This is a genomic window from Xanthomonas sp. NCPPB 2632, from assembly GCF_041228075.2.
Taxonomy (GTDB): Bacteria; Pseudomonadota; Gammaproteobacteria; order Xanthomonadales; family Rhodanobacteraceae; genus Luteibacter.
Window position 1 is genome coordinate 484,383 of the sequence record NZ_CM192979.1, and the last position, 25,034, is coordinate 509,416.

The following is a 25,034-nucleotide window of genomic DNA, read 5'->3' on the forward strand; positions in this document are numbered from 1 at the left end:
TGCTACGCGTCGTGCATGAACAGAAGTGGGCTTGCATAATGGAGCAAGGCGTCCAGATCGGCCAAGTCGGCGAGCTTTAGTGCTTGGCGCAAACGCTCAGCACGGCGGCAATGCTCCGCGTAGTCACCAGGGGCTGTGGTTCGGTGCTGATCCCAAGTCAGGCTGTCCTCGAGTCCAAGCGCTAGGCCTTCAAGCGCAACAGCACTCACCGGCGCAAAGCGACGGGGATTCAGCGTGTGAAGCAGCAGAGCGATGAGTGGCGCGGTGAGACGCTCAGGCGTCTCAAGATGGGCCTGGAGCGTCCGAAACGCCTCGTCCGGCGCAATGACGTGGGGGTCACCCAAAGCAGCTAGGCCTGCGCAGAGCGCGTCGGGTGAAACGCTGGCGGTTGGTTCGGGGTGGTCACTCACAGAACCAAGAAGGGTCAGCACATGGTGCGCCAGAAGGTGATCATGCCGCTGCAAAAACTTGCTGCCTCCTGAGCCATGGAGACGAATTAACTCAAGCATGCGTCGCCGCACAATCTGCATCGTACGTTTGCGCTGGCGGCGCTGCTGCACCAAGCCCGATCCAGACGGATCACTCTTCATGACAGTGGCGAACTCCGCCAAGATCTCTAGTCCAGAAGGCCCTGGCCCGCCACCGGCGCGGCGCAGGCGCTTCAATCGGCCCAGTGCATCAGCCCGTGCCCCGAAGCGCACCAGCGCCTCCAGGTCGATGTCCTCCACAGGCACCCATCCGCCCGCGCCGATGACCGCATCCACATGCTGCTGCGTGTCCAGCAGGATCGCGCCCACGGCATCTTCGACCACCACGGCCCGGTGAGTCCATGGCGGGCTTTCAGTCGGCTGCATGGGGGGCACCGGGATGAGCGCGATGCAGCTGCCGTTGCGTTGAATAGCACACCGGCTGAACATCTCCTCTGACGCAACGCCGGCGGGCTGCGCATAAAAGGTTCGCGGAAAGCCTTGCGCGAGGGCATGTACCCTCCGAACCACCCGGCGATCCCATCCGATGTGGTCATGGATGAGCAAGCAACGGATGACCACGCCCGCCTTCAGTCGGCGTTCGAGCACCTCAAGCAGCCGCTCGCTGAACACGTCCGAATTCAGCGACAGCACCGCCTCGACCCGGCGCGCTCGCGCGATCAATGCAGGCATGAGGTCGCTCAAATGATGCAGTGCACTGGAGCGCGTCGGTGGTTCCACTGGCCTTCCTCTTGATGCAGGCGCATTAAATCGTCTTATAACTACCGGCAAACGAGCATTGGGCGGCGCGTTGGCTCTCGAGTCACAGGAAGTCAACCCGTCACGCTGCCTTGCGAACACAGATTGACCGAGATCGCTGGGTCCATGGCATCGGCGGGGCCACCGAGCAATAGACAAGCATCGATTATTTACGCGGCGCTCCCGTCAAAACGGTCGCACAGCAGGCTCCTGGGCGGCGCTTTGGAAGATTCCTTCCAGCAAGATTCGTCGCGTCCGCGCGATATACGGTCCGGTCTCGGCGAGCGCTCGATCACGCAAATGGTCGCTCAACGAAACGACGGAACGCTCGTGATCACACAAGGCGGCCAGCACATTCGGTCCCTTCGGGCGCTCGGACGCATCAGGCGTGCTGTAGCAGAGCGTCTTATCGGGCCCATCAAAGCGACCAATGTAGATTTCGACACGGTCGTCGTGCTCGGCCTCCACCATCGCAGCCGCTTTAGGAAACGGAGCGCCTGTCCCATCGTAAGCCTCAAGCCGTCCATCCGGTTGATGGACCACGAAAGGCAGATGCTGGATGCGAGACGACCAAACGTTATAGGTATCTTCGTCCCGCACCGTTTGCGTCTCGGTGCGGGTGGCGCAGCCAGCAAGGGCCACAGCGATCGCCGCTAACCCAATGGGGCGGAACAGCGTGCTTAGCGTGAGGCGCATACAAGGAATCTCCTAAGACGATGGTTTCGCTGTCCAGCGACAGCGGAACAGATGACGGCGCCAGCACGACCAGGTAGAGCGCGAGCGCTCCGGCTATAGGTCTTGCACCTGCCGCTACCGCTTCAGTACGGCAGCGGATCTGGCTCTTGCGCAACGCTTTCCCAAATGCCGTTGAGCAGCAGTTTGCGTGCACGAGCGATGTAAACCGGTCGTGTGGCAATTACGCGCTCCCGCGCACGATCAGCGAATGAGACGACGGATCGATCGCGATCACACAGCGCGGACACGACCGTTGGACCCTTTGCATCGGGCACCGACGCGGGGGCACCTGAGCACAAGGTCTTGAGCGGGCCGCTGAAATGCCCCACCCAAATTTCCACGCGGCGCCCGTGCTCGGCCTCGACAGCCGTTGCGGGCTTGCTGAAGATGTCGCCGCGGTTGTCAAAGGCGGTCACGGCACCGTCGGCATCGTGAAACACGAACGGAATGTGGTCCATCCGCTTGTCCCACAGGTCGTAGGTGTCTTTTTCCTTGACCGTGCTGGTCTCGGTGACTGCAGCACAGCCGGTCAGAACACTCATCACCAAGAACACAGCCAGAGCACTGCGCACAGTCGTGAGTCTGAATTGCATCGGATAGATCTCCTCGGATGGACGACGCGCGAGCCCGTCAGAACGTCACGCTAAACAGTGATAAGCGCCTCGGGTCAGCGTGCGCTGACCTGCGGTTCGTCTTGAGCAGCGGCGCGCCATCCGCCACCCAGAGCACGGATCAGATCTACGCTCGCCTGCAGCTGCCGCGTGCGCACCAATTCAGCAGTGCGCTGCGCCTTGAGCGCCGCGGTCTGAGCCGTGACCACCTCCAGGTAGCTGACGACGCCCTCGTTGTATCGGTTGGTCGCCAAGGTCTCGGACTGCTTGGCGGCATCGGCCGCTGCCATTTCCTGCTGGCCTTCCCGGCCTAGCTCCTGGAGCAAGGACAGGTTGTCTTCGACTTGCTGGAACGCGTGCAGCACCAGGCCGCGGTACTGCGCTGAGGCCGCAGCAAACTCCGCTTTGGCTTCCGCCTCGCGGCCGCGCCGCACGCCGCCGTCCAATAAGTTGAGAGAGGCCAACGGCCCAAGGCTCCAAAACTGGTTGCTGGCCGCCAGGAGATTGCCGTGCCCCACGTCCTGCCAGCCCAAGGCGGCACCCAGGCTGATGGTCGGGTAGAACGCCGCGCGCGTGACCCCAATGCCAGCGTTGGCGGCGAACGCACGGCGTTCGGCGGCAGCAATATCGGGCCGGCGCTCCAACAAGGTCGAAGGCACACCCAGCGGAATGCTTGGCAGGGTCAGAGCCGTGGTCTGGGCGGCCAAGAAAAAGGTCGAGGGGGATTCGCCGACCAACGCCGCGATGGCGTGCTCGGTGAGTGCCCGCTGCACACGCAGCTCCGTTTCTTGGGCCTGGGCATCGGCGTATTGCGCGTTCGCGCGTGCCAGATCTAGCCCCGACGACACGCCCCCATCCATGCGCTTTTGCGTGATCGACTGGCCCTTGCCGAACGCGGCCAACGAATCCTGGACGATGCGCAGCTCCACATCGTCACCCCGCAATGCGATGTACAAGTCCGCAAGGCGCCCCTGGAGGCTCAGGCGGGCGGAGGCCAGGTCCGCCTCCGCCGCAACGCTACGCGCCTTGCCTTCGGCCACTTCATTGCGAATCCGGCCCCATAGGTCCAGCTCGTAGCTGGCACTGAAGGCGACCGTCCGCGTGTCGTATTCGTTGGGCTGGTTGGAGCCCCGTAGCGGCCGGTTATCGGACTGCCGCGCGTTGGTCGGTGTGGCGTCGATGCCTGCGTGGGGCGACTGCTGCGCCCCCAGTTCCTGGAGATAGGCCCGCGACGCATCCAGACGGGCCAAGGCCACGCCGATGTCGGGGTTGTTGTGGTCCAACTTGGATTCGAGGCCATCGAGGGTGGGATCGCCATAGACCTTCCACCACGGGCCGCGCGCAACGGCGTCCTTGGGATCGGCCTGCGTCCAGCCTTCGGGATTGGCAGCACCCTTAAAGGCCTCCGGCAGCGCACCGGCGTTGGGCTTCACGTAGTCCGGCGCCAGCGAGCAGCCGCCCAGCGCCACGAACAAGACCAATGCTCCACCACGGATTGCAAGATCATGCTTTCTTGGCATGGTGGCTCTCGTCGGTGGCAGCGGGTGCCAACTGGACCAGATCGCCCTGGCTCAGCGAATCCGTTGGGTGGTCGATGATGCGGTCGTCCGGCTGAAGGCCTTTGTCGATCTCCAGCTTGTCGCCCATGTCCATCGCTATGTGCACATCCCGCAACACCACATGGTTGTCCTTGCCCAGCACCGCGATCTGCGGTCCCTGCGCGCGGAACAGGAGGGTCGTGGCCGGGACGGTTACGGTGTTGGCGTCGGCGTGCGTGGAGAACTGCACTTCCGCGAAGTCGCCAGGCAAAAGGTCCTGGCGCGGATTGTCGACCTTGAACTGAGCCAGCAAGGTGCCGGAGGCGCGGTTGATGGCCCGGGACGTACCGATGAGCGTGGCGTCAACGGTCTCGCCGCCGTGGCCCAGCACCAGCAGTTTCACCTTCATGCCCGGAACGATGGAGGAGGCGTAGCTTTGCGGCACCTGCGTGTACAGCCGCATCTTGCTGGTATCGGCGATGGAAAAGAGTGGCTCGCCCCCGTTGGTGTTCGCCGTGATGAGGTCGCCGATGTCCGTGTTGCGCGCCGTGACCGTCCCGTCGAACGGCGCGACGATGCGTTTGAATGATTCCAACGCGGCCAGGCGGTCCACATCGGCCTGAGCGCCCAGCTGATTGGCGCGCGCCGTCTCTGCTTCGCTCGACTTTTCATCCGACTCTTGCTTGGACACCGAATGCGAAGCGAGCAGGTTCTGCCAGCGCTTGGCGGTGGTGTCGGCCAAGCGCACATTGGCTTGGGCGCGCACCAACTCGGCTTTGGCCTGTTCGAACTGCTGATCCAGTTCCGGCGTGTCGATGAGCGCCAGCACCTGGCCGGCTTTGACCTTTTCGCCGATGTCGACATTCCACTGCTTCAGATACCCCCCGACCCGCGCGTGGATGGGGGTGGCAATCCATGCATCGAGGTGACCCGGCAGCGTCAGACCTTGATTGGCACTGAGCGCGGAGGCCGAAATGACCTGCACGCTCGGCGTGAGTTGCGCCTGGGTCCAAGTCGTCAGCTCGTGGGACTCCACGGACCGCAACGACAGACCGGCGATGACCCCGATGGAGGCCAGGCCAATCCCGATGGCCAGAATCAAGCGGACACGGGGAGGCCGCCCGGGTATCGCGGCGGTGGCTTCATGCGACATGGGAGTGATCTCCGATAAGCGGCTGTTTGGAAGAGGCGGGAGCGGGACGGCCGTGCACGATCGCGAAGATGACCGGCACGAACAGCAAGGTGGCAAGCGTGGCGAACATGAGGCCGCCGATGACCGCACGCCCCAGCGGTGAGTTCTGTTCCTGGCTGAGCGCCATGGGCAGCATGCCGATGATCATCGCGAGCGCCGTCATGCACACCGGACGGAAACGGGTGAAACCGGCCTCGAGCGCCGCCTTGACCGGGTCCCCATGCTCGGCCAACCGCTCGCGGCAGAAGGTCACCACCAGGATGGCGTTGGCCGTGGCCACCCCCATGCACATGATGGCGCCGGTGAGCGCGGGCACGGACAAGCTCGTGTGCGTGAGAAACAGCATCCAGACGATGCCAGCGAGCGCCGCTGGCAAAGCGGTGATGATGACGAACGGGTCCATCCACGATTGGAAATTGACCACGATGAGCAGGTAGATGAGGACCACGGCCCCCACCAGACCGAACAACAGACCGCTGAAGGCTTCGTTCATCGTGCCGACCTGCCCGTGCAGGCTGACCAGGGTGCCCTTCGGCCGCTGACTTGCAAACTGCGCCAGAACCTTTTCCACATCACTGGCCACGCCCCCCAAATCCCGGCCTTGGATGGACGCATAGATGTCATACGACGGCATGATGTTGTAGTGAGACACCACCGCATCGCTGGGCCCACGGGTGAAGCTCGCCAGACCACCCAGAATTTGCGTGGCACCGTTGCCTGAGGAGGTCACCGGCAGCGCCTTCAGATCCGACATCGAGTCCATGAGGTATTGCGGTGTGGAAGCCACGATGGCGTAGGACACGCCGTTTTTCGGATTGAGCCAGAAGGCCGGGGCGACCTGCGAGCTGCCTGCCAGAGACGCCACCATGCTATTGGTGACATCCCGCTCGGTGATGCCCAACCCATCCGCCCGTACTCGGTCTACTTTGACGTTCAACTGCGGGTAGCTCGAGCTTTGCTGCAAGCGGACATCGACGATGCCATCTACCTTGCGCAGCTCTTTCATAATTCTTTCTGCGTAGGCTTCGTTGGCCACGCGATCACGTCCGGCGATGGAGACATCCAGCGGCGAGGGCGAACCAAAGTTAAGGATCTGACTGGTCATGTCGGCCGGCAGGAACGCGAACTGGGTGCCGGGGAATTCGCGCGGAAGCTTCTCGCGCAGTTGCTTCATGAAATCGGCCGCCGGCCGATGGCCTTCCTTCAAGGCGATCTGGATATCGCCGTCCTGCGAGCCGATGGTACCGCTGCTGCTGTAAACCAGGTTCACGCCGCTCAGCGGCAGGCCGATGTTGTCGATGATGGTGTCGAGCTGATCGGGCGGAATGACCTCGCGGATCGCGCGTTCGATGTGATCGAACTCGGCGGCGGTCTCTTCGACCCGGGTGCCCATAGGCGCGCGCACATGCATCGAGATCGATTCCGAATCCACGGTCGGGAAGAAATCCCGACCCAATGCAGGAATCAGCGCAAAGGACACCACGACGAACCCGAGGAAGCCGACGACAAAGCGCTTCCGGCTGTCGAGAGCCACCGCCAGCAAGCCGTAGTAGCCGTCGCGGACTTGCGTGAAGCGCTGCTCAAAGCCCATCTGGAACCGCAGCAGCCCGCGCACTACGGCACTGCGGCGCTTGCGACCGTGCTGGTCGCCCTCGTGATGGTTGAGATAGGTGTCCTCGGGATGCGCGCCCTCCCCGCCTTCCAGATGGTGGGGCTTGAGCAAGAACATCGCGAGCGTTGGCACCAGCGTGCGGGACAGTATGAAGGAAGACACCATGGCGAAGATCACCGCCAGGGCCATCGGGCGGAACAGGAAGCCGGCGATGCCGTCGAGCATGAACATCGGCACGAAGACGATGCAGATGCACAGCAGCGACACGAAGGCCGGCGTCACGATCTGCTTGGCGCCGTCCATGATGGCGTCCATGACGCCCTTGCCTTGTTCCAGATGCCAGTTGATGTTCTCGATGGTCACCGTGGCGTCGTCGACCAGAATGCCCACCGCCAACGCCAGGCCGCCCAGGGTCATCACGTTCAAGGTCTGTCCGAACAGCGACAGCAAGGCAATGGCCGACAGGATGGACAGCGGGATGGACAACGCGATGATGACCGTCGAGCGCCAGCTGCCGAGGAACAGCAGAATCATCACGGAAGTCAGAAGGGCTGCGATGACGCCCTCGCGAGCCACCGAGGCCACGGCGGCTTTGACAAAGATGGACTGATCGCTCAGCAGATGCATCTGCAGCGACTTGGGTTGGGTCTCGGCAATGAGCGGCAACAGCTTCTTGATGCCGGCCACCACGTCCAGGGTCGACGCGTTGCCGTTTTTCAGTGCGGGCATCAGCACGGCGCGTTTGCCGTCCACGCGGACCACATTGTTCTGCGGCGGCGCGCCGTCGCGCACATGGGCCACATCGCCGATGGTGATCGTCGCGCCGTTGACGGTCTTGATGGGCAGGTTGTTTAGCTCATCGATGGCCGTTGGGCTGTTATTGAGTTGGACGTGATACTCGTAAGTCCCAATCTTGGCCGTGCCCACGGGGATAATCTGGTTCTGTGCGGCCAAAGCGTTGCCCACGTCCTGCGCCGAAAGGCCTTTGGCCGCCAGCGAGCGCGGATTCAAGTCCAGCGTTACTTGCTTTTGTTTGCCGCCGTAGGGCGTGGGAATGGCCACGCCGGGCACGGAAATCAGCGTCGGTCGCATGAAGTTCTGCGCGATGTCGCGGATGGTGGCTTCCGATAAGATGGGGCTAGACAGGGCCATCTGCAGCACCGGCACGGTCGAGGCGTTGTAATTGAGGATGAGCGGCGGCGTGATGCCCGGCGGCATCTGCTTGACCACCGTCTGCGAGATGGAGGTCACCTGCGCTGTGGCTGTGCGAATATCCACGCCCGGCTGGAAGAAAATCTTGACGATGCCCACGCCCGGCAAGGACTGCGACTCGATGTGCTCGATGTCGTTGACCGAGGTGGTCAACTGGCGTTCGTAGTAATAGATCACGCGGCCCGACATCTGGTCCGGCGGCAGGCCGTTATAGGTCCACACCACGCTGATGACCGGGATACCGATGTTCGGAAAGATGTCCGTCGGCGTTCGCAAGGCGGCCAGGGGACCGGCGATGAGGATCAACAGCGCCAGCACGATGAAGGTGTACGGACGCGAGAGGGCGATGCGAACGAGGGCTAGCATGCCGCGAGCCCCTGAGCCAAGAAAGAGGACGGCGTCTTGACGCGGACGGGTCGCTGGGCATGGCGCGGTGGCGCAGAAGGTTTCATCGGCGGTGTCGCTCGGATCTGACCCGGGCAGAAGTGCCCTGGGTCATTATCCGAACCGATTCTTGTGGAAACCTTTTGTGTTTCGAATCTGGCGCCAGGCGCTCAGCGTCTACTGGCGTCGTTGGTCAGTGGATCCATGAGGATGTGCACCAAAAGCCCATTGCCCAACGGGGCCTCAAGCAGCGCAATGGACCCGTCGTGAAGCTCTACCGCGCGCTGGACGATGCTGAGCCCCAACCCGTATCCGGGCTCCTTCATGTCGGCGCCACGATATCCCCGTTGAAAGGCGGCCTCCCGACGGTCCTTGGGAATGCCGGGCCCGTCATCGGAGACCGCAATCAAGACCTTGCCGTCCAGGCGACGCACAGCCACATCGACTTGGCCGCGCTCTGGGGTATAGCGCAGTGCGTTTTCAATCAGGTTGCGAAACATTGCCGTGAGCGCAACCTCATGGCCCGACACCCACAGCTCGGGCTCGTCGTGGTTGAGGCTCAGTGAAATGTCTTTCTCGGCGATGACCGGGGCCAGCTCTTCGATGACTTCAGTGGCCACCATGACTAAATCCAATGGCACGCGGTGTTGTGAGGCGGCGCCGGCTTCCAAGCGCGCGATCGCAAGAATTTGCTCGATGCGGCGCCCCAAGCGGACCAAGCTGCGCCGAGCGTTGCCGAGGGTGTATTGAACCTCGGCCGGGTCGTCGGCAATGAGCGCGCTTTCCATGTGAATCATGGTGGCCGCCAGTGGCGTGCGCAGCTCGTGCGCCACATCTCCAGCGAATCGGTGCTCGCGTTCAACCGCGTCTTCCAACCGCTCGAGCTGTTGATTGAGCGTCACAATCAGCGGCTTGATCTCGTCCGGCGAACGATCAATGGAGATGAGCTTGCGGCTGCCCGGTTCGCGCTCTGCCAGCAGTTCGGTAAGCAAAGCCAATGGTTTGAGTCCCTGCTTGACCGCTAGCCCTGCCAGCAGGGCCAGCAGGGGCAACCCGATGATGAGCGGCAACGCGTGCTCAAGGACCAGCCCATGCGTGATATCGGACCGGTTTTCCGCACGCTCGCCGATGCGCACAGTAAGATTGAACCGATTGGTCAGCGTGAACAGCCGCCAGCGCACACCGTGGTATTCGGCGTCGCGAAACCCTCGCTCGTTCGGGGCCGGCGGGGGCAAGTCCGCCAGGTTGGCGGTTGCCGCGACCAGTTTGCGCTGAGGGTCATACGCCTGAAAGCCGACCTCGGGCTCGTAGTTGCGTGGATGGACCGAGACCACGACGGTCCCCTTTTGCGCCTCGGTGGCGAGCTGCAGGGTCTTCGCAGGATCCTGCATCCCGTAGTTGCCATGCCCATATGCGATAAGGGTGCCCAGCGTTCGCCCGGCTTGCGCAAGTCGCCCGTCGAGGAGCTGATTCATCTCGTGGAGTTCGCGCTGGTAGCTGACGGTCCCCAGCGGGATGAGTACGGCCACCTGGACGAGGATGATGAGCCAGGTGAGGCGCGCGCGCAGGCTGCTGAAGGTCACTTGGGCTCCCGGGGCATCATGTAGCCAATGCCGCGCACCGTGTGGATAACCTCGGAACTCAACTTCCGACGTAGCCAGTGCACGTGCACTTCAATGGCGTTGCGATCCACCACTGTGTCGTACCCGTAGACCGACCCTTCGAGCGTTTCGCGGCGCACGATGCGCCCTGCCCGCTCGGTCAGGATGCGCAGCACCGCGAACTCCCGCCGGGTCAAGGTCACCAGTTCGCCCCGAAAGGTTACGCCCTTCGTGGCCAGGTCGAGCACCAGACTGCCCACCTCCACTCGATTTTCCACCAGGCCCTGCGCGCGGCGGGTCAGTGAGCGAATGCGTGCCGCCAGTTCTCCCAAGTCAAAGGGCTTGACCAGGTAATCGTCTGCGCCCAGATCCAGGCCCTTGATGCGCGACTCGGTCGCATCCCGAGCGGTCATCACCAGGATGGGCGTCTTCACCCCCGCGCGGCGTGCTTCGAGCAGCACTTCCAAGCCGTCTTTCCCCGGTAGGCCCAGGTCGAGCAAGATCAAATCGATACCCGTGTCGGACAACGACGCCGCGCCTTGCCTTCCGTCGGTGAGCCACGTCACCGCGTAGGACTGGTGCTCAAGCGCGTGCTTGATGGCCTCGCCCAACTCGATATCGTCTTCCAGTAACAGGATGTGCATGCGGTACGGGCTCGAGGGACGAAAGCGACCATGATCGCCGGGGAGTCTTTTGCCAACCTTTTGTGCCCCAGCATCCAGTCTACGCCAGGGCCGTGACGCGGTGTCCGGTGTCAACCGGGTCCTGTAGGAGCCCGAACCCCGTGTGGACCGCGGGGCGCCCTGGCCACGCTTGCCCCGCCCCAACCGGCCGATTAGGCTCCCCATCGACCGACTACTGGATTCCCATGACCGCCCCGCTGCCCGCCTTGCTCGCCGCCCTGAACCGCGCCATCGAAGGTGTTGAGCGCAATGACGACCCTTGGCTGCGCTCGATTGCCATCACGGCCCTCCAGCGCGAGTTGGGGGACCTCGGCTATCGGGTGCCCGTGGACCCCGACATCGCCCTCCCGCTCCAGCGCATTGCGAGCATGGTGGCGGATCTTCATGCGGGCCGTTCCGCCCCGCCAGAAGGGGATGCCTCCCCTGTTGAACCCCTTGGCTCGCTCACGGAACTGAGAAAGGCGGTCGGCGACTGCTCAACCCTGACCATCTGCGATCCGTATTTGCTACAAGGGCTGGCCGGGATTTCCCCTCAGGCGCACGTCATTGATCTCGATGCTGCCCTACCGCCAGGGTTGACCCAGCTCGAGATTTTCGTCAAACCCGGGAAACGCCACCCTACAATCGCCACGGGCCTGCACGAGGTGTGCGCCAGCCGCGGCATCGCGCTCATCCATCGGCTCACCCAGGACCTCCATGACCGGGTATGGGTGTTTGACCACCGCCGGGCATTTGCCATCGGGGCATCGTTCAATGGCTTGGTCGACCGGTGCGCATTCATCGTTGAGCTGCCCCGGGAAGCGCGAGATCGCTTCTTAGGAAAGCTCAAGGCGCTGCGGCCCAACGCCCGGTGGGCGCCTGGGGTCAGCAAGGGCTCCGGCGAGGCGGAGGTCGGCGACACGGACGGGTAACCCGCACGGCAAGGTGCGCTGGCACAGGGGCGGCCTGCCGCGCAAAAGAAAAGCGGCGGGCCATGCCCGCCGCTTGTGCCGTCCTTGGGTCGAACTCCTTTCCGATGGTGGTATCAGAACGGGTAGTAGCGGAAGCTGGTGAAGACCATATCTTCCTTCGCCTCCGGCGAACCACCGACGCCCTCAAACGCTGTGCGAACAGTGTGCGAGTACTGTGCACCGAACTGGGCCTTGCCGAACTTGCCCTGGTAGAACTTCCACCAGAAGCCCAGCGTGCCGTTCCAGATCTGCTTGGTATTGCCCACGCACGTGCCGCCTTCGATGTCGCAACCGGCGTTGTTGTACGCCTTGTTGCCATAGCCTAGCGCCACGCCGTTGTATGCGAAGTCCTGCTTCTCTTCGCGTTCGCGGCCGCCAAAGCCGTAGATATCCAGGTCCGGCGAGGCGTGCCAGGTCAAACCGGCCAGCAGCATGTTTTCCTTGATCGGCGCGATTTCACCGTTCGGTTTGAAGGTCACGTCCGGCAGCTGCGCCGAACCGTAACGGCCGATGCCACGACCCTTCATGCCGGTAAACTGGAAGTCGAGCACCTTGTCGACGACTGGCAGCAGCATGCCGACGCCAAAGCCTCCGCCGTACACATTGTGGTTGCTGTTGCCCGCGCCCGAGTTGTAGCGGTTGTAGAACGCGCGACCCAGACCGAAGATTTCGTAATGACCGAAGCCGGGATCGGCCGCGAACTTCACGATCACATCAGGGATGTGGTTGATCGAAAGCGTGTTGGCCGAGTCATAGCCCGAGCCGGCCGTCGTGTTGTAGATGGAGGTGACCGGAGCTTTGGCTTGGTTCGGGCTGACGTAGAAGGTCGTCTGCGGATTCTCCAGCGAGATACCTAGCCAATACTGCTTGTTGAAGTCCTTCACCAGGCGGATCTGAGCCTGACGCGCCCAGGCGAAGCCAGGCAGGTACTGCGCGTCGATCTGCGGCGGAGCAGCCTCGTTGCGGGGAGTGATGCCCTTGCTGTTGAGCGTCAGCAGCGACCAGTTCTGACCGGCCAGCAGGTGCAGGCCCGGGTTGTCCCAGTCCACCGTCATATAGACGTTGCGCTCGCGCGGGTTGAACGAGTTGGACTCGTTCTGGTTGGCGGTCTGCGCGCCGCCCAGGAAGTCGGCCTCGATGTAGCCAGCGACATGGGTGTCCGGGCTTACATCACCCTGGGCCAGCATCGACACGCGGCTCTGGCGTGCGCTGAAGCGGCCTTCCGACATGCGGCCGACGGAGGAGTTCTTGTACGGAATCGCGTTCCAGTTCGACGCGATATCCGCGCCTTCCTGATGCGTACGGTAAATTGACTCCGCCGCCAGGAAGCCACCGAGGGTCAGGTTTACGCCCTTGTAAGAAAGCTTGTCCGAAGACTTCTTGGCAGCGGCTGTGGCATCGGCAGCAATAACCTGCGTGTCGTTGATGACCTTGGCGGTCTCGATCTGCGCGTCGGCTTGGGCATCCTGCTTCGCCTGGAGGTCGGCCACCTGTGACTGAAGGGCGGCGAGCTGCGCCTGCAGCTGCTGAAGGGTGGCCGCATCGATCGTGACGCGGCTCGGCTGCTGCGACTTCGGCGTGGCCGCGAGGGTCGCGAAGCTCGTCAGGCCCAAACCGGCGGCGATGGCCACCGTGAGCAACTTGGAACGCATGGGATTTCTCCGCTGTATGGAATGTGTGTGGACCCCTGTGCCCCCGCTGAGTCTTTTCTGTCCGAAAATCCTCAAGCAGGGCCAACAGCGTGAAGGATGAGTTAAACGCTTTACGCTTCTATGGCTGATTTGTGACAGTTGGAAGACACGGTCACCGCTCGGCGGACCAGGCCGGCTGGAGACGGGCCCCTCGCGCAGGGAAGGAGCCCCTCTCGGGGTGCGCCATATGCTCACCGAGCATTAGCCTCGAAATGAGCCTCGCCGTTGCCGGCGCTGGCGCCGTGTGGCCGCGATGGGGCTCTGGAGGTCAATCGTCGACGCTGGGGTTGCGTTCTGGGGATATGCAATTGGCTGTCACGCGCCAGCGCCAATGACCCGCTCGTTCGGCGAACTGCGGCGCCGCTAAACTAGTCCGAATCCCGTTGTACTAAACGATGCCGCTTCGAGCCTTCGCGCCCGCGTCCAGTCAAGCACCTGAATTCGCAGGTCGCCGCCGCTCACGGCGAGGTCACCACATTGACCCAGCAAGCCCATGAGGCGAGCGACCATATCCAGCGTTTGCGGTTCACCTTGGCCGACGCCCACCGAACCCTCGCAACGACCGAATAAGTCCTGCGCGAACGCGATACCACGATCGTCGGTCTGCATGAGCGTATGGCTGGCCTTGAACGACAGCTGGCCGAGCACGAGGAACACTTGGCCTCGGTCGAAACCAAACACGCCCAAGCACGCGATGCCCTGGATCACTTCCGGCAGGCCTCCAAGGAGCAGCGTGAGATCGATGCCCGTCAGCACGAGCAGGCGGTGTAAGCCCTGCAGGTCGAATTGCGTCGCGCCACCGACAGCTTCGCGACGAAGAACCAGGGACTGTTGGCGCTTAATCGTGACAACGCCCGGCTCACCGAGCAAGCCGGACAGCAAGACAAGGACCTGCGAGAAGGTCGGCGGCACTTCAAGCAGCTCAGGAGCGGGCTACCGAAGCGAATGCAATGCAGCAGAGGAACCGATCGCTCGAAAAGCGTATCTGCTACATGACGGCGAATCTGGAGACCATGCGCGGCGAGCAGTCCGTGGCGCGCGCGCAGTGGGACGTCGAACGAATCGCTCTGTCGGAGGCCTTGCGAGACGCGAAGGCGCAAGGGGACCGCTGGGGGACCATCGAATCCATGTTGTCCAGTCTTCAACCGCTCCCGGGAGCGGTGCCTAACGTCTCGCCGTCGACCTGACCACCGGGTTCCTCAGGTGACCTACCGCGTCGTTATCGTTTGGTCATACGATGGGACGCCCGCACAAGGAAAGCACGTGCATGAAGAAGGTGATCCCTTGGCTTCTCTTCGGATTGGCAGCTGACTGCGCCATGGCGGTCGCTGTGCATGCCTACTGGCTCCCATCACCCGCAAGCCAAACGCTTGCGGCTTGGGTGCAGGCGTTCGGCTGAGTACTAGCCATCGGCATCGCCTACCTAGTGAGAGCGAAACAAAGCCGAGCCGCGATCGATGCCGTTACCGCCGCGCAGCGCGCAGCGACTGAAACACGAACGCGGGGCCAATTCGCGGTGGTTGAAGCTGCCCATACTATCGCCGAGCAGATTCGAGGGGCTATGTGTCATGAAGACCCGTCAATCGCCCTCCTTGCCGTCTACAACAAGATCGTCACCCAGCGGCTTGTACAGGCACGTGAGCGTATTCCGGTTCACGAGGTCGGCGCGGAGGCGGGTGTGGGTGGGATCTTGAGCATGGCTAACAAGTTCGTGCTGATTGAAGCGGCCCTCGAAACCTACATCGCCGGCCCTTCAAAGCATCCGGTTATCGGCAAGCACGTCGACGAGTATTCCGGTGATGCTTTCACCCAGGCGAGCATTATAAAAAATGGCACAGCCGTGCTGATAAAAAATGTCGGAGTGCATCTCGATCGGATTGCCAAGGATTACGAAGCGGTGCGCGCCGCAATGTTTCCAGCGGGCCCACGATGAAACGTTCAAGAACCGCGCCCGCGCTTCCGTCGCCGTCGCCGTCGCAGTGAGCTTCCCACCGGGTGAAAACCGTGCACAACTACCGACCGAGTAGTTCAGCCCTTCTCACGTGGGAGGCGGACATCTTGAAGGTTCGTGACTTCGAAATGATCATGGTCCTGTTCTACGTGCAGCAGCTAAAGGAATTCATACTTGGTGCCATAGAGAGCCCGGACAAATCAGCGGCGTTGACCGATTAGCCGCTGGTAACGCACAAACCAAGGAGGGTAAAAAATTAGACCGTGCGCGCGCAGTACTTGTGGCTGAGTACGTGATAACCCAAGCCGAGAGCGATGAGAACTTCAAGCTATTGGATTACCGCAACGATATCGGTTGCGCCGTTCAAACTGACGGTTGATGTTGGATCATAGGCGTCATAGGGATTTTAGTTCAACAACTTACGAGCCACAGTGCGCTCTTTTACCGATTCTCGGCCGATCCTTTTAGATACGACTTTGGCATGGCCCATCCTCGATGTAATGAACGCAACGTACCAGCTGTAACGTTAGGTTCGAGGCCTAAACACGGCCCTCCTTCGGGACTGCATCTGTGGACGGTGCCTTGGCTTCCGGCGCTTCGCGTCTGTCGCAGACCGTCCAGTTTGGCCGGTACGATCTGCAGGTAGGTGTTTAAAGTCGAACATTCTTGACTGACTGCAACAAGCCAATCGAACCAAACGTGGCCCCGTCGCTATTCGCATCAATCCTGCCTTCAAGCAGCGCGTCCAGCAGCGATAGTTTTCGGTGAGTCTGCGTAGTCGACCGTAGTAGCTCAAGGAGATTGAAGGGGCCGATGGGTCCTTCCGAAGGACACCGATCGATTGCGAGCGAACAGAGGCGCTCCAGCACCGACACGGCATCGCATCCGTCGATGTCGAGCGCATACTTTCGTACCAACGGGCTGTCGATGATGGCCGAGACGAGCGCACTTCCGAGGCCGAAGCGCTTGCCCGCCAAGCGATGATCCCCCGTCGTTCTAACGTACCAGTCCCGCCGCCTCACCGCATCAAGGTTAATTGCCCACTGTCGGAGTCGCGTTTGGGGCTTCGCAATGATACCGGCTATCACGTCGTCCATCCGTCCGCGGTAAATCTCACGCAACATCGTGTGGTGTGGAATGCCAATGAGGGCGGCTCCATCGGTCGTACTGCCGAATCGACGTTCGGGCCAGGGGCCCCTGCATCCATCGGGCGCATTGATCTGCCCATAGCAGTTTCGATAGGCAAACCTCATGAGCTCGTTGATAAGGAAGCGAAGACGGTCTTTCTCATTGATAAGATCAAGCGTAATAAGAAAGCGACCGACTTCTTCCCGGAAGGTCGGTAGCTGGTGCATAGCTCTGTCTCTAGTGCATCGATCACGCATGAATCGATGGAGGCCCATTGGCCAGTTTACTAATGCGCTGGCTGCGGCCGGTATGAGCTTACTCCGACGCGAGTATGCCTTGACATAACGCCCCTTTCCCTGCTCCTCGGAGATGTTAATTAGAACTCCAATGGTGGAGACTAGGGTCTCCGGACCGCACGCGTATAACTGTTCAACCGGCAGTCCAGCCCCTAGAGCAGTCGATAGCCCGCAGCCGCCGCCGAATGTGGTCTCTATGACTTCCGCGAGCGCAATTGCGCCAATGTCTCCGGACTTCGTCTTGAGAGCCGAAAAGGGATTGCCGCAGCGGCACGCGGTGAGCGAGGAGCGTCTGAATTGAATAGATTCGCCGCAAGCCCCGCACTGCTGCACGAGTTTGCAGCCGTGGACCGCGCAAGCGTCAACATAGAGAAGGTCCCACCATGTCCTCCAATAGGGACTCTCTGCGAAGCACTGTGGACAGAGCTTCGTTAGAGGGAATATCGCATTCTTCGCGTGGATGACGCGTCCTGCGATCACACCGAGGTTCTTATCCCCCTGGTCCAACAGTTGATCCATCTCCTCCGTATGGAATGGGAGCCGTCGACCCAGAAGGGTCGGAAGTTTCGCGATATCGGACGATACAGAGAAACTGCCGTGCACTCTCCGCCGGCCGTTGCAAAGGTTAGCAATAAGGCTGTGTCCCCGATGACCATTTGCCTCGGTCAGCCTCAGTATGTAGCCATAGGGCGATTCATCCCAGAATGGATCGGGGGTAAGCGTTAGCGCTCCAGCGTCCAGTTCGGGCGTCATTTCGCTGAGGTATCCTTCGGTTTTCGCGCCGTTTCGCGCCAATTGCGCGGGAAGTCAATCGACTCAACAGTGTTTCCATGACTCGATGTAAGAACTCTTCCCTCAGCGATCGCCGTAAGGAGCGACAATTTATGTTCGACACGCACATTTGATTGGATGAACTTCGCGAGGTTGATGAACTCAGCTTGGCGTGCGTTGCGGGATTTCTCGACTAAGAGGTCCACAAATGCCTGGACAACGGACCGGTTGTCGAGTCCGTGTGCAGCCAAGCGAAATCGCCGAACAAAATACGGCTTCGTGACACGAGTAACCAAGGACACCGGAAGTCCGCTGTTCCTTCCAATGACACGATTGGAAACATTTCGATGGTATTTCCATGCGGAGCGGCGAACGGCATCCAGGTCTAGAGCCACCTGGCCGCGTACGCCTGTGGAATTAACCACATAGGGGTCCAGCTTGCCAGAAGCTTTGAAGCGAGCCGCGGTTACATTGGAAACATTAAGAATGACCGCCGCATCACGATAGGAGCCAAAACGACGTGCAGGTAGACGACCCTTCAGCCGCTCAGGCGCCCTTATCACCCCGTAGCACATGCGATAGCCGAAGCGGACGATCTCATCCTCAACGAAGTCGAGACAACCATCCTCGTTTGCGGCTGCTACTGGTCTCAACAGATAGGCCATGTCTCGGTGGTAGCTTGGCGCAGGCCCGTTCGGCGAGCGCAAGTCGCGCATCTGACCTAGATAGTGGTGGAAACCCCTAGGCCAGTCGACGAGTGCAGCTGCCGCGTACCTCAGCAGCTCGTGCCGCTTCGTATATTCTCTGACATAGTGATTTTCATGATCTGAGGTGGCTGCGCAGGCTAACGCTCCAACCAGATGAATTGCGGCATTGAAGCTGCAATTCGCAAGCTGATCGACGGGAAAGGCTAAGGCCCGGGCAGTGAACAAATCGCTACCACCTCCCAGTTTCCACTCGACAATTTCGGCTAGCCCGACGATTGCTCGCTCAGCTGATATCGTCCTTGCGCTCGAAAACGTCTCACCACAATCGCAGCGGTCCATATGCGATCGTTTGAGTTGGATAGGGGATCCGCAACGCTGGCACTGATGGAGTAAACAGCAACCGTGAACGGTGCACGCATCGTACGCAATCACATCCCACCACGTCCGGCAGTAGTCCTTTTCTCTCATGCACTGTGGACAAGTTTTTGTGCCGACAGAAACGACGTTTTTTGCGCGCACGACACAACTGCCGCAAAGTGAGAAGGCGCTGCCCCCTGCTAGGGCGGACGTCACTTCTGGATTCAGGAATGCGGGGGCGCGCCCCAGCGCTCGGCAAATAGTTGCTATCGCCGCGACACCGCCCGCTCCACCGTACAGATTCACGCCGAAGCCGACGCCGATGAATCGCAGTCCCCGATGGCCGTTAACCTGGCTGAGCCTCAAAAGATAGGTATAGGGCGATTCGTCATCATGACGACTCGGTGTAATCGTGAGGACTGCTGCGTTCATCTAGAGGCCGACTTGGGCCAACCGAATCTTGGGCGTGGGTACTGAGCCGCGTCGTGGCCGCGGAACCCTGGCGGCGATTTTCTTGGCCATTGCTATCCGATCTTCCACACCTTTTGCCAAATCGAACCTAGGCAGAAACGGGTTGTACTGATCGCCGTCGAAGGCGGCTTTGCTATGGGCTATGGCGAAGTCAGCTAGACGAATGACAGCGGCCTGCTTGTCGACGGCGTCCCAAACTACCTGCTGCAACAGGTTTGCCACCAGACCCACGAGGCCACCGCTAGATAGATAGATGCGAAAAGCCATTTCCGTAGATTCCAGCTCGGGCATGTCCAGTTCTGGAAGGTTCAGGCGAAATCCTTTGAGAAGGCCCGCAAAGCACTCGCGAGAGTCGTGCTCCGCCCAATCGAACCGTGGCATGACGATGGGACTGAGATGACGTCGAATGAGTTGTTCGTTCGATCGCACAACGGTCATGGCATCGTACAAGCCGGCACCGACAAGGCTGATATTCGACTCAGTGACGATCTCTTTAAGGCAATCGGCGGCTTCGTACACGGCGAAATCGGTCTTCTTATCGACCATATGTTGCAAGTCATCGACAAGTAGAAGACGCACGCCCTGTCCCTCTATAAGGGTGGCTATCCGCATACTCTTAGTGCCAGCCGTGCCGTGGGTCGGCTTTGGGTCACCTAACGCCTTGAGTAACCGCTCCATGAGGCTGATCGGCGTCGGATTCGCGGGTGTCTTTGCGAACAGGACCGGGCGCACAACACCCGCAGCCGTTCGGCTCGGAGGATGACGTTGGCGAAAAAGCTCGAGTACAGCTGTCTTTCCTGTACCGGTTTCACCGACGAGTAGGAGGTTGGCCAAAGCTCCCAGCATGCTACCTCTATACACTTGATCGAGCCTTGCCAGGGCTCCGTCGCAGTAGGGTGTTCCTATGCGCGTGTTGCTTACCCGCGCAAGCAGTTCGGGCGGGAGGGTCTTACGCGCCATCGTCGGGTCCTCGGGAAAGGAGCGGGAAGTCGGGCACGTCGATCGCGGTCGCCACACTTTGTTGCAGATCGGTCGGATCGGGTCGCGGTGCTTTAAAGCCGTCGTTCGGTTTCGCGGATCGCTCCGGCGGGATCGCCGGGCGTTCTGTGAATCGGCCACGTCGCTTGCGCAGGGCTTGTTTCAACTCGCGCTCATCCTCCGCAATAAGCAGACGGATCGCCTGACGTGATTCGGCGAGCGAGAGCTCTTTCCCCTCGTTGCGCACCACGCGCTGCATTTTTTTGGCCCGGTTGTGCTGCCAGCGCGTCGTGCCCGATGCGTAGTCAATGTCTAAACAAGGGACGCGAATCCAGACGTCGGTTCCTGGAAGCTCCACATTGATAAATCCTAAGTCCTCGTCACTTACCCAGATGTCGACTTTAAGAATGGACCCTAAGTTAGCTCTTACTAGGGCCATGTCGCGCGAGTTGTAGATCAGCTTGTCAAACTCCACTCCCTCGTGGTCGAGCTGTCTTCCTTCCACACGACGGAGAAAGAGCCGTTCTAAAAGTACGGATTTGGAAGCCATCGGGATCTCGTGGTCGCGTGCATACGCGTTCCAGATGTCGACCGGGGCGCGCCCGAAGAGGCCAGGACGACCCTTCCGAAGATGAATGTCGACGATCCATCGCATGAGAATCTTGTCAAAGGTCGAACGTCGAAGCAGGAGGTCGCGTCCGGGCGTGAAGTTGCACCTCTGTAGCGCATTCTCCATCGTGCAACCGGGAAGCTTTTGAAGAAGGTCAACATCCATGGAGCGTATATGTCTCTCAATGTTCGGCTTTGTCCATGGCGACTTACGCGGGCAGAATTCCAAGACAGAATTCATCTCCCACGCCGCCTGCCTAAACGCCGACGCGTGTTCCTCTAGCCCGTTGTCGACGACATAGGTCTCGGCTATGCCGAAGCATGGCCAGTCGCCCTTTACGTCGTAGGGCTCAAGTAGATCAATCTTGGGTGTGATCGAGGACTTCATGCAGCGCGCGACGCTTACGATGCTTGGCACCTCCGGCCCCGCGTAGATTCCGGTTAAACCACCGATAGCCGGGTCGTATGCCATCGAGGCATTTGCTCTGCCCCACGGAACGAAGTCCTCATCCAATAGCACGATGGACAGCGGAGTATGGTCGACTTCGCACCTTTCCAATGGGTGACTCGTCCTGACGCCGCCGAGGCCGGCGCGGCGGATGGCGAGCGCGGCATCTCGACCGTGCCGTGCGGCAATCATGTCGGAGTCCGGGATTTCAGAGATGACCCGTTGAAAGGCTCGCCGCGCCGGTATGGGCATACGATCACATTTGGGGCGGCTGGCGTTGGCAAGTCGAATCTTGTCTTGCACTTCCTGCACAGCAGCTGTAACGCTCAGCCGCGGCGAACATTTCATATAGCTGTTGTCTCGGACGTCGCGCATGAGATCCATCACCTCGGCGCTATAGCGATCCCCAGAGCGGCCTTTGCGATGGTGTTCGGATATTAGAGCGGCGATCGGGTCGGCCGCTCCTTTGGCTGCCGCGCACCAATAAGCGACCGATCTAATCTTCGGTGCCCGGTCGGGCCAGCCCAGTTGCCTGTGAATCGCTGCGATAGCAGCTTCCAGATCCGAACTTCTAAGCCCCCTCGTGCCATTAACGTAGTTCAGCCGCATCTCCGCTTCGTGGCGCGCGCTGGCCCCGCTGTTGCTCAGGCCTGCATCCTGCGCCTTTTCGGATAGTTGGTTCGCCAGTGGATCGTTGGGGTGCCTGGATGGATCCTCAACGGAGCAAAAGGCCAACTCCTTTCGCTCGTAGGCGCGCAAAAGATCGAGGTCAGTTTGCGCGTCAATTAACCCTGTAGAGATTTCAACGAGCTGCCATCTACCGTCAGGCAGTTTTGCGGTCATCTTGCACAACGCACCGCGAAGGCGAATCAGCTGGTTTTGGCGTAGTGATGCAGTGGCCATGGAAAGCGAGCCTCAGTGTCTCCGCGATCGACCAACGAATTCCGATCCAGAGGAACATTCCAGTCGAGCGATAGGGCTCCGGCGTAAATAGCCGAGTAGATTCCCTGAACGACTTCAATGGACCTATTTCTTGTAGGGTTAATTGCTGCCACCAGGTAGTTGATGGCACACGGGCCCTTCGATATAACGATTCGCATCTTCCGATCGTCTGAGGGCGACAAGCTCGCGTTGCGCGCCGCGCGAAGCGTTTTAGCATTTTGGACGTGGAACGTGCGGTCTAGTTCCCCGCGCGTTAGGAGTCGATAGACTATGCCGGCTTCGCCCAAGATATCCGTGAGGTGTTCAGTGCGAGCGCGTATGCCGAGCGACTGGCCCTCATCGTCTCGCTTACACTCCACGAAATATAGCCCCTGCGGCAACCAGATCGCGAAGTCCGGATAGTGTATGTGGCGCTCGCCCCGCCAGAGGAAGTCGATCAACGCCGGCTGTTCCTGGAAGGCGAGGTTTGCCATCGAATCCAGTATTAGCGCCACATCGCGCTCTTCCGTCGACTCGCAGTGGATTTCCCTGCGCCCATGTCTATAGCCCGGGACGACAAATCGTCGACGCATCCCGGAGCGAGTCAAGACGCGTCTACATCGACCACCGATCTCGGGCCATGTCATGCGAAAGGAGGGATGATTCCAACGATTTCCTTCGAAAGAAACACCCGTAACGTAGTGCGACAGCGTCGTGTAGGGGACGACAGCGAATCCGTTGCCTGCAGGGAAACGAAGCTCGTCGACAGTACTGTCGATATTGTTCGACTGATCGACTCGTTGAACGGCCACTGTTACGCCTCGCCCGAGCATCTGACAGAAGCATTCTCCTACCTGTGCTTCATGTCAAGCGTAGAAGTACTGCCCGAACTTTGCGTCGATGCCACTCGTGTTTACCGCGCACCATGCGTAGTGCTGCGAACGTACACCCGCTCACCCGCCCCCGGGCGATTCGGGACACTGGGCATGGTGTCAAAGTGGCCACTCGCCATGGACATGACCGATTCGTCGCAGACGGTGAGACGTTTTGCGCGGAAGCTACCGTTGCGTTTCGTAGCCCGTGCGGAGCTGACCTTCGTCGACATGACCAGGCCTGGGCCGCCGGATCCGACTACAGGACTGCGTAGCCAAGAAATGCAAGGTGATCGGCACACTCGCTTGGAGAGTCACAGATGGACGTCGAAAAGATTCACGTCGGTTATTACATAAGGCACCTCCATGAGGGGGCCAGGTATCTGACCGTAGGGCAGGGTCCGCTCGTTAAGGCGATGGCTCTGGCTCACCTGTCGCCTTGCTTCATCGTGTTAGCGAACTTGAAAGCGCCGTACGAAGAGCGACCCTCTACGTTGTCGAAGATGGTGCGTGACGCCAGAAGTGGCGAGCTCCTGGAGACATTCGCCCGGCCCGTCGACATCAATTCAGTAATCGGTTGGCTTTTAATAGGCGGCGATTGCTATATCCGAGCTTCGGTCGACGCCATTAGAGCGGGCGAGCTTATTCCACAAGGTGACCGACGTTCGTTATGGTTCGAGTACGACCGTGCGTCCGGGGCACTCGTTCAATCCGGACACGCGGCCGGTAACCGGATGGAGAAAGCTTGGACCGAGCCGTGGCCCGATGACTTGGTAATTGTCCACTTCGCTGGCGGCCACGAGTCTTTGTCGATGCTCACCGACGGTGTTGGCATCGGAGGATTGGATGATCTCAACGGTGTGTGGACAGGTCATCCCAGTAACTGGCCGCCACGTTAATTTGGGAACTCGTCGGTATGTTGGCAATCGGCTACGTCGGATCGAATCCGAGCGCGTCAAGCGCGTCGGCCATTCGCAGCATTGCTGCGCCGTATCCTGGGGACGGGGCGGTGCCCAACGGTCCTAGAAGAAGCAGTAGACGAGTAGCTTCGAGGGCGACGTCAATGTAGCCAGCCTCGTTGGCCTGCATGGCGATTAGCTGCGCTCTGAACCGGGCTTCATCGATGTCTAAGGTCAGTGCGGCGTCACCCATTGCGGCAGCTTCGCGAACCAGTCCGGCGATGAGCAGGATTTTGTACTCCCTAGAGTTCATCGGTTCAGTATATCGATCGTCTGGGCCTCGTGTGGCCCTCTAACGCCGAGTGCCCCGCAAGTGAGGATGACTTTCAGCTTTTAGGGGACCAGCCGATACATCACTTCCACTATGAGAATGCGCCTGGAAGAGGAATGAACGATATGGACATTATTAGCTATCTTCGTACGCACTCACTGTCTTGCATTCGAATGGCAAGCCATTCAGCCCCGAGAATATTGCTTAGCCTCGTGGCCGTCGCGAGCATTCTGGCGTCCGGATGCGCGCCGTACTCTGCGCGAAGCATTTACCCAAGCGGCTGGAGCAACGATACCAGCGAGCAGGCGTACGCTTCGTGCTCTCTCTACCACTTGCGGCCCGATATGCCAATCGAGGCAAATCTCATGCTTTTGGTTCGCACCGGGAGGTTGACAAGTGAGGAGGCTAATCGCGTAAGGGATGGTCGCGTGCGCGTCGGCGACTCGGAATGTGCGGCGTTCGCCGCGTATGGCATGGACCGGAGCGTGAATACTTTTCTTACGAACAAGGACCACGCGCTCGTGCAGCGGGAGGTCACATACCGGTGCTGGAACAGTACAGCCCCATGCCCCGGAATCGTGATCCAAATTGTTGACGGAAGAGTGACCGACATCGATCGCCTAGTCGAGAGGCGCTGACGCTCGGCGACCGACGGGGGCAACCATGACCTGTTGGTCGGCTCCTCGAACTTTCTATAACAATGCCGACTATAAATGCATAGCCTGGGTCGCCCCGTGAATCTGTCCTCGAAACGTATTACGAAGTCATTCCTAGAATCTCGGCCCTTTAAGGTCGTCTATCTTCTAGGCACAGTGCTCTTCGCCAAGCCTGAAGATTTCGCGCTGCGGAAGGGCGCACCC

The 25,034-nt window shown here is 60.5% G+C and carries 18 protein-coding genes and 1 pseudogene; 4 read left to right on the forward strand and 15 right to left on the reverse strand.

All coding sequences use genetic code 11. From position 1 onward, the window contains the following. Window positions 1-2: 2 nt before the first annotated feature. The 8 genes from AB8808_RS02095 to AB8808_RS02130 all read right to left on the reverse strand — a co-directional run bounded on the left by AB8808_RS02095 (window position 3) and on the right by AB8808_RS02130 (window position 10,755). Window positions 3-1,160 (reverse strand): hypothetical protein, encoded by a 1,158-nt coding sequence (locus tag AB8808_RS02095; protein ID WP_369926335.1) that lies wholly within the window; start codon window positions 1,158-1,160, stop codon window positions 3-5. Between the two features lie 252 nt (window positions 1,161-1,412). Next, a complete protein-coding gene (locus tag AB8808_RS02100) occupies window positions 1,413-1,922 on the reverse strand; it encodes a hypothetical protein (protein WP_369926337.1) in 510 nt (169 codons plus the stop codon). A 122-nt stretch (window positions 1,923-2,044) separates the two neighbouring features. Beyond that, entirely contained in the window at window positions 2,045-2,554 is a 510-nt protein-coding gene (locus tag AB8808_RS02105; protein WP_369926339.1) for a hypothetical protein, read from the reverse strand. A 74-nt stretch (window positions 2,555-2,628) separates the two neighbouring features. Then, the gene (locus AB8808_RS02110) at window positions 2,629-4,041 is read right to left on the reverse strand and encodes an efflux transporter outer membrane subunit (RefSeq protein ID WP_369931316.1); all 1,413 of its coding nucleotides are present in this window, start codon (window positions 4,039-4,041) and stop codon (window positions 2,629-2,631) included. A 34-nt stretch (window positions 4,042-4,075) separates the two neighbouring features. Further along, window positions 4,076-5,263 (reverse strand): efflux RND transporter periplasmic adaptor subunit, encoded by a 1,188-nt coding sequence (locus AB8808_RS02115; protein ID WP_369926341.1) that lies wholly within the window; start codon window positions 5,261-5,263, stop codon window positions 4,076-4,078. Further along, the gene (locus AB8808_RS02120) at window positions 5,253-8,492 is read right to left on the reverse strand and encodes an efflux RND transporter permease subunit (protein ID WP_369926342.1); all 3,240 of its coding nucleotides are present in this window, start codon (window positions 8,490-8,492) and stop codon (window positions 5,253-5,255) included. The genes AB8808_RS02115 and AB8808_RS02120 overlap by 11 nt, the downstream gene beginning before the upstream one ends. A 188-nt stretch (window positions 8,493-8,680) precedes the next feature. Then, on the reverse strand, window positions 8,681-10,093 hold the full coding sequence (locus AB8808_RS02125; protein WP_369926344.1) for an ATP-binding protein: 1,413 nt from the start codon (window positions 10,091-10,093) through the stop codon (window positions 8,681-8,683). Continuing rightward, window positions 10,090-10,755 (reverse strand): response regulator, encoded by a 666-nt coding sequence (locus AB8808_RS02130; protein ID WP_369926346.1) that lies wholly within the window; start codon window positions 10,753-10,755, stop codon window positions 10,090-10,092. The genes AB8808_RS02125 and AB8808_RS02130 overlap by 4 nt, the downstream gene beginning before the upstream one ends. A 224-nt stretch (window positions 10,756-10,979) precedes the next feature. Here AB8808_RS02130 and AB8808_RS02135 point away from each other — a divergent pair, with 224 nt between their 5' ends. Beyond that, a complete protein-coding gene (locus AB8808_RS02135; protein WP_369926348.1) occupies window positions 10,980-11,705 on the forward strand; it encodes a hypothetical protein in 726 nt (241 codons plus the stop codon). Window positions 11,706-11,818: 113 nt separating this feature from the next. Here the strand turns inward: AB8808_RS02135 and AB8808_RS02140 are convergent, their stop codons facing one another. Both AB8808_RS02140 and AB8808_RS02145 read right to left on the reverse strand, forming a co-directional pair. Then, a complete protein-coding gene (locus AB8808_RS02140) occupies window positions 11,819-13,375 on the reverse strand; it encodes a vWA domain-containing protein (protein ID WP_369926350.1) in 1,557 nt (518 codons plus the stop codon). Window positions 13,376-13,798: 423 nt separating this feature from the next. Next, on the reverse strand, window positions 13,799-14,347 hold the full coding sequence (locus AB8808_RS02145) for a hypothetical protein (RefSeq protein WP_369926352.1): 549 nt from the start codon (window positions 14,345-14,347) through the stop codon (window positions 13,799-13,801). A 355-nt stretch (window positions 14,348-14,702) separates the two neighbouring features. On the opposite strand from AB8808_RS02145, the gene AB8808_RS02150 reads away from it, so the two are divergent. Further along, window positions 14,703-14,834 (forward strand): hypothetical protein, encoded by a 132-nt coding sequence (locus AB8808_RS02150; RefSeq protein ID WP_369926354.1) that lies wholly within the window; start codon window positions 14,703-14,705, stop codon window positions 14,832-14,834. 117 nt (window positions 14,835-14,951) lie between these two features. Next, window positions 14,952-15,368, forward strand: a complete 417-nt coding sequence (locus tag AB8808_RS02155) for a hypothetical protein (protein ID WP_369926356.1) — start codon at window positions 14,952-14,954, stop codon at window positions 15,366-15,368. 668 nt (window positions 15,369-16,036) lie between these two features. On the opposite strand, the gene AB8808_RS02160 is transcribed toward AB8808_RS02155, so the two are convergent. From AB8808_RS02160 to AB8808_RS02180, 5 genes and pseudogenes are all read right to left on the reverse strand, one after another. Then, window positions 16,037-16,741, reverse strand: coding sequence for a hypothetical protein (locus AB8808_RS02160; RefSeq protein WP_369931360.1), 705 nt, complete (start codon window positions 16,739-16,741; stop codon window positions 16,037-16,039). A 462-nt stretch (window positions 16,742-17,203) separates the two neighbouring features. Further along, window positions 17,204-17,563: pseudogene (locus AB8808_RS02165) on the reverse strand (TniQ family protein); the annotation flags it as partial. After that, on the reverse strand, window positions 17,560-19,077 hold the full coding sequence (locus tag AB8808_RS02170) for a hypothetical protein (protein ID WP_369926358.1): 1,518 nt from the start codon (window positions 19,075-19,077) through the stop codon (window positions 17,560-17,562). The gene AB8808_RS02170 and the pseudogene AB8808_RS02165, both read right to left, overlap by 4 nt. Further along, window positions 19,078-20,076, reverse strand: coding sequence for a TniB family NTP-binding protein (locus AB8808_RS02175; protein WP_369926360.1), 999 nt, complete (start codon window positions 20,074-20,076; stop codon window positions 19,078-19,080). After that, complete coding sequence (locus AB8808_RS02180) at window positions 20,066-22,054, reverse strand: TnsB C-terminal domain-containing protein (RefSeq protein ID WP_369926362.1); 1,989 nt, start codon at window positions 22,052-22,054, stop codon at window positions 20,066-20,068. Before AB8808_RS02180 ends, AB8808_RS02175 begins: the two co-directional genes overlap by 11 nt. Before the next feature lie 1,210 nt (window positions 22,055-23,264). On the opposite strand from AB8808_RS02180, the gene AB8808_RS02185 reads away from it, so the two are divergent. Beyond that, window positions 23,265-23,843, forward strand: coding sequence for a hypothetical protein (locus AB8808_RS02185; RefSeq protein ID WP_369926364.1), 579 nt, complete (start codon window positions 23,265-23,267; stop codon window positions 23,841-23,843). Window positions 23,844-25,034: the final 1,191 nt, after the last annotated feature.

What these genes read in the sequence shown, in the direction of transcription:
- AB8808_RS02095 (WP_369926335.1), bottom strand. Translation starts at nt 1,160, where the DNA reads ATGCCTGCATTGATCGCGCGAGCGCGCCGGGTCGAGGCGGTGCTGTCG.
- AB8808_RS02100 (WP_369926337.1), bottom strand. Translation starts at nt 1,922, where the DNA reads ATGCGCCTCACGCTAAGCACGCTGTTCCGCCCCATTGGGTTAGCGGCG.
- AB8808_RS02105 (WP_369926339.1), bottom strand. Translation starts at nt 2,554, where the DNA reads ATGCAATTCAGACTCACGACTGTGCGCAGTGCTCTGGCTGTGTTCTTG.
- AB8808_RS02115 (WP_369926341.1), bottom strand. Translation starts at nt 5,263, where the DNA reads ATGTCGCATGAAGCCACCGCCGCGATACCCGGGCGGCCTCCCCGTGTC.
- AB8808_RS02120 (WP_369926342.1), bottom strand. Translation starts at nt 8,492, where the DNA reads ATGCTAGCCCTCGTTCGCATCGCCCTCTCGCGTCCGTACACCTTCATC.
- AB8808_RS02130 (WP_369926346.1), bottom strand. Translation starts at nt 10,755, where the DNA reads ATGCACATCCTGTTACTGGAAGACGATATCGAGTTGGGCGAGGCCATC.
- AB8808_RS02135 (WP_369926348.1), top strand. Translation starts at nt 10,980, where the DNA reads ATGACCGCCCCGCTGCCCGCCTTGCTCGCCGCCCTGAACCGCGCCATC.
- AB8808_RS02150 (WP_369926354.1), top strand. Translation starts at nt 14,703, where the DNA reads ATGAAGAAGGTGATCCCTTGGCTTCTCTTCGGATTGGCAGCTGACTGC.
- AB8808_RS02160 (WP_369931360.1), bottom strand. Translation starts at nt 16,741, where the DNA reads ATGCACCAGCTACCGACCTTCCGGGAAGAAGTCGGTCGCTTTCTTATT.
- AB8808_RS02170 (WP_369926358.1), bottom strand. Translation starts at nt 19,077, where the DNA reads ATGAACGCAGCAGTCCTCACGATTACACCGAGTCGTCATGATGACGAA.
- AB8808_RS02175 (WP_369926360.1), bottom strand. Translation starts at nt 20,076, where the DNA reads ATGGCGCGTAAGACCCTCCCGCCCGAACTGCTTGCGCGGGTAAGCAAC.
- AB8808_RS02180 (WP_369926362.1), bottom strand. Translation starts at nt 22,054, where the DNA reads ATGGCCACTGCATCACTACGCCAAAACCAGCTGATTCGCCTTCGCGGT.
- AB8808_RS02185 (WP_369926364.1), top strand. Translation starts at nt 23,265, where the DNA reads ATGGACGTCGAAAAGATTCACGTCGGTTATTACATAAGGCACCTCCAT.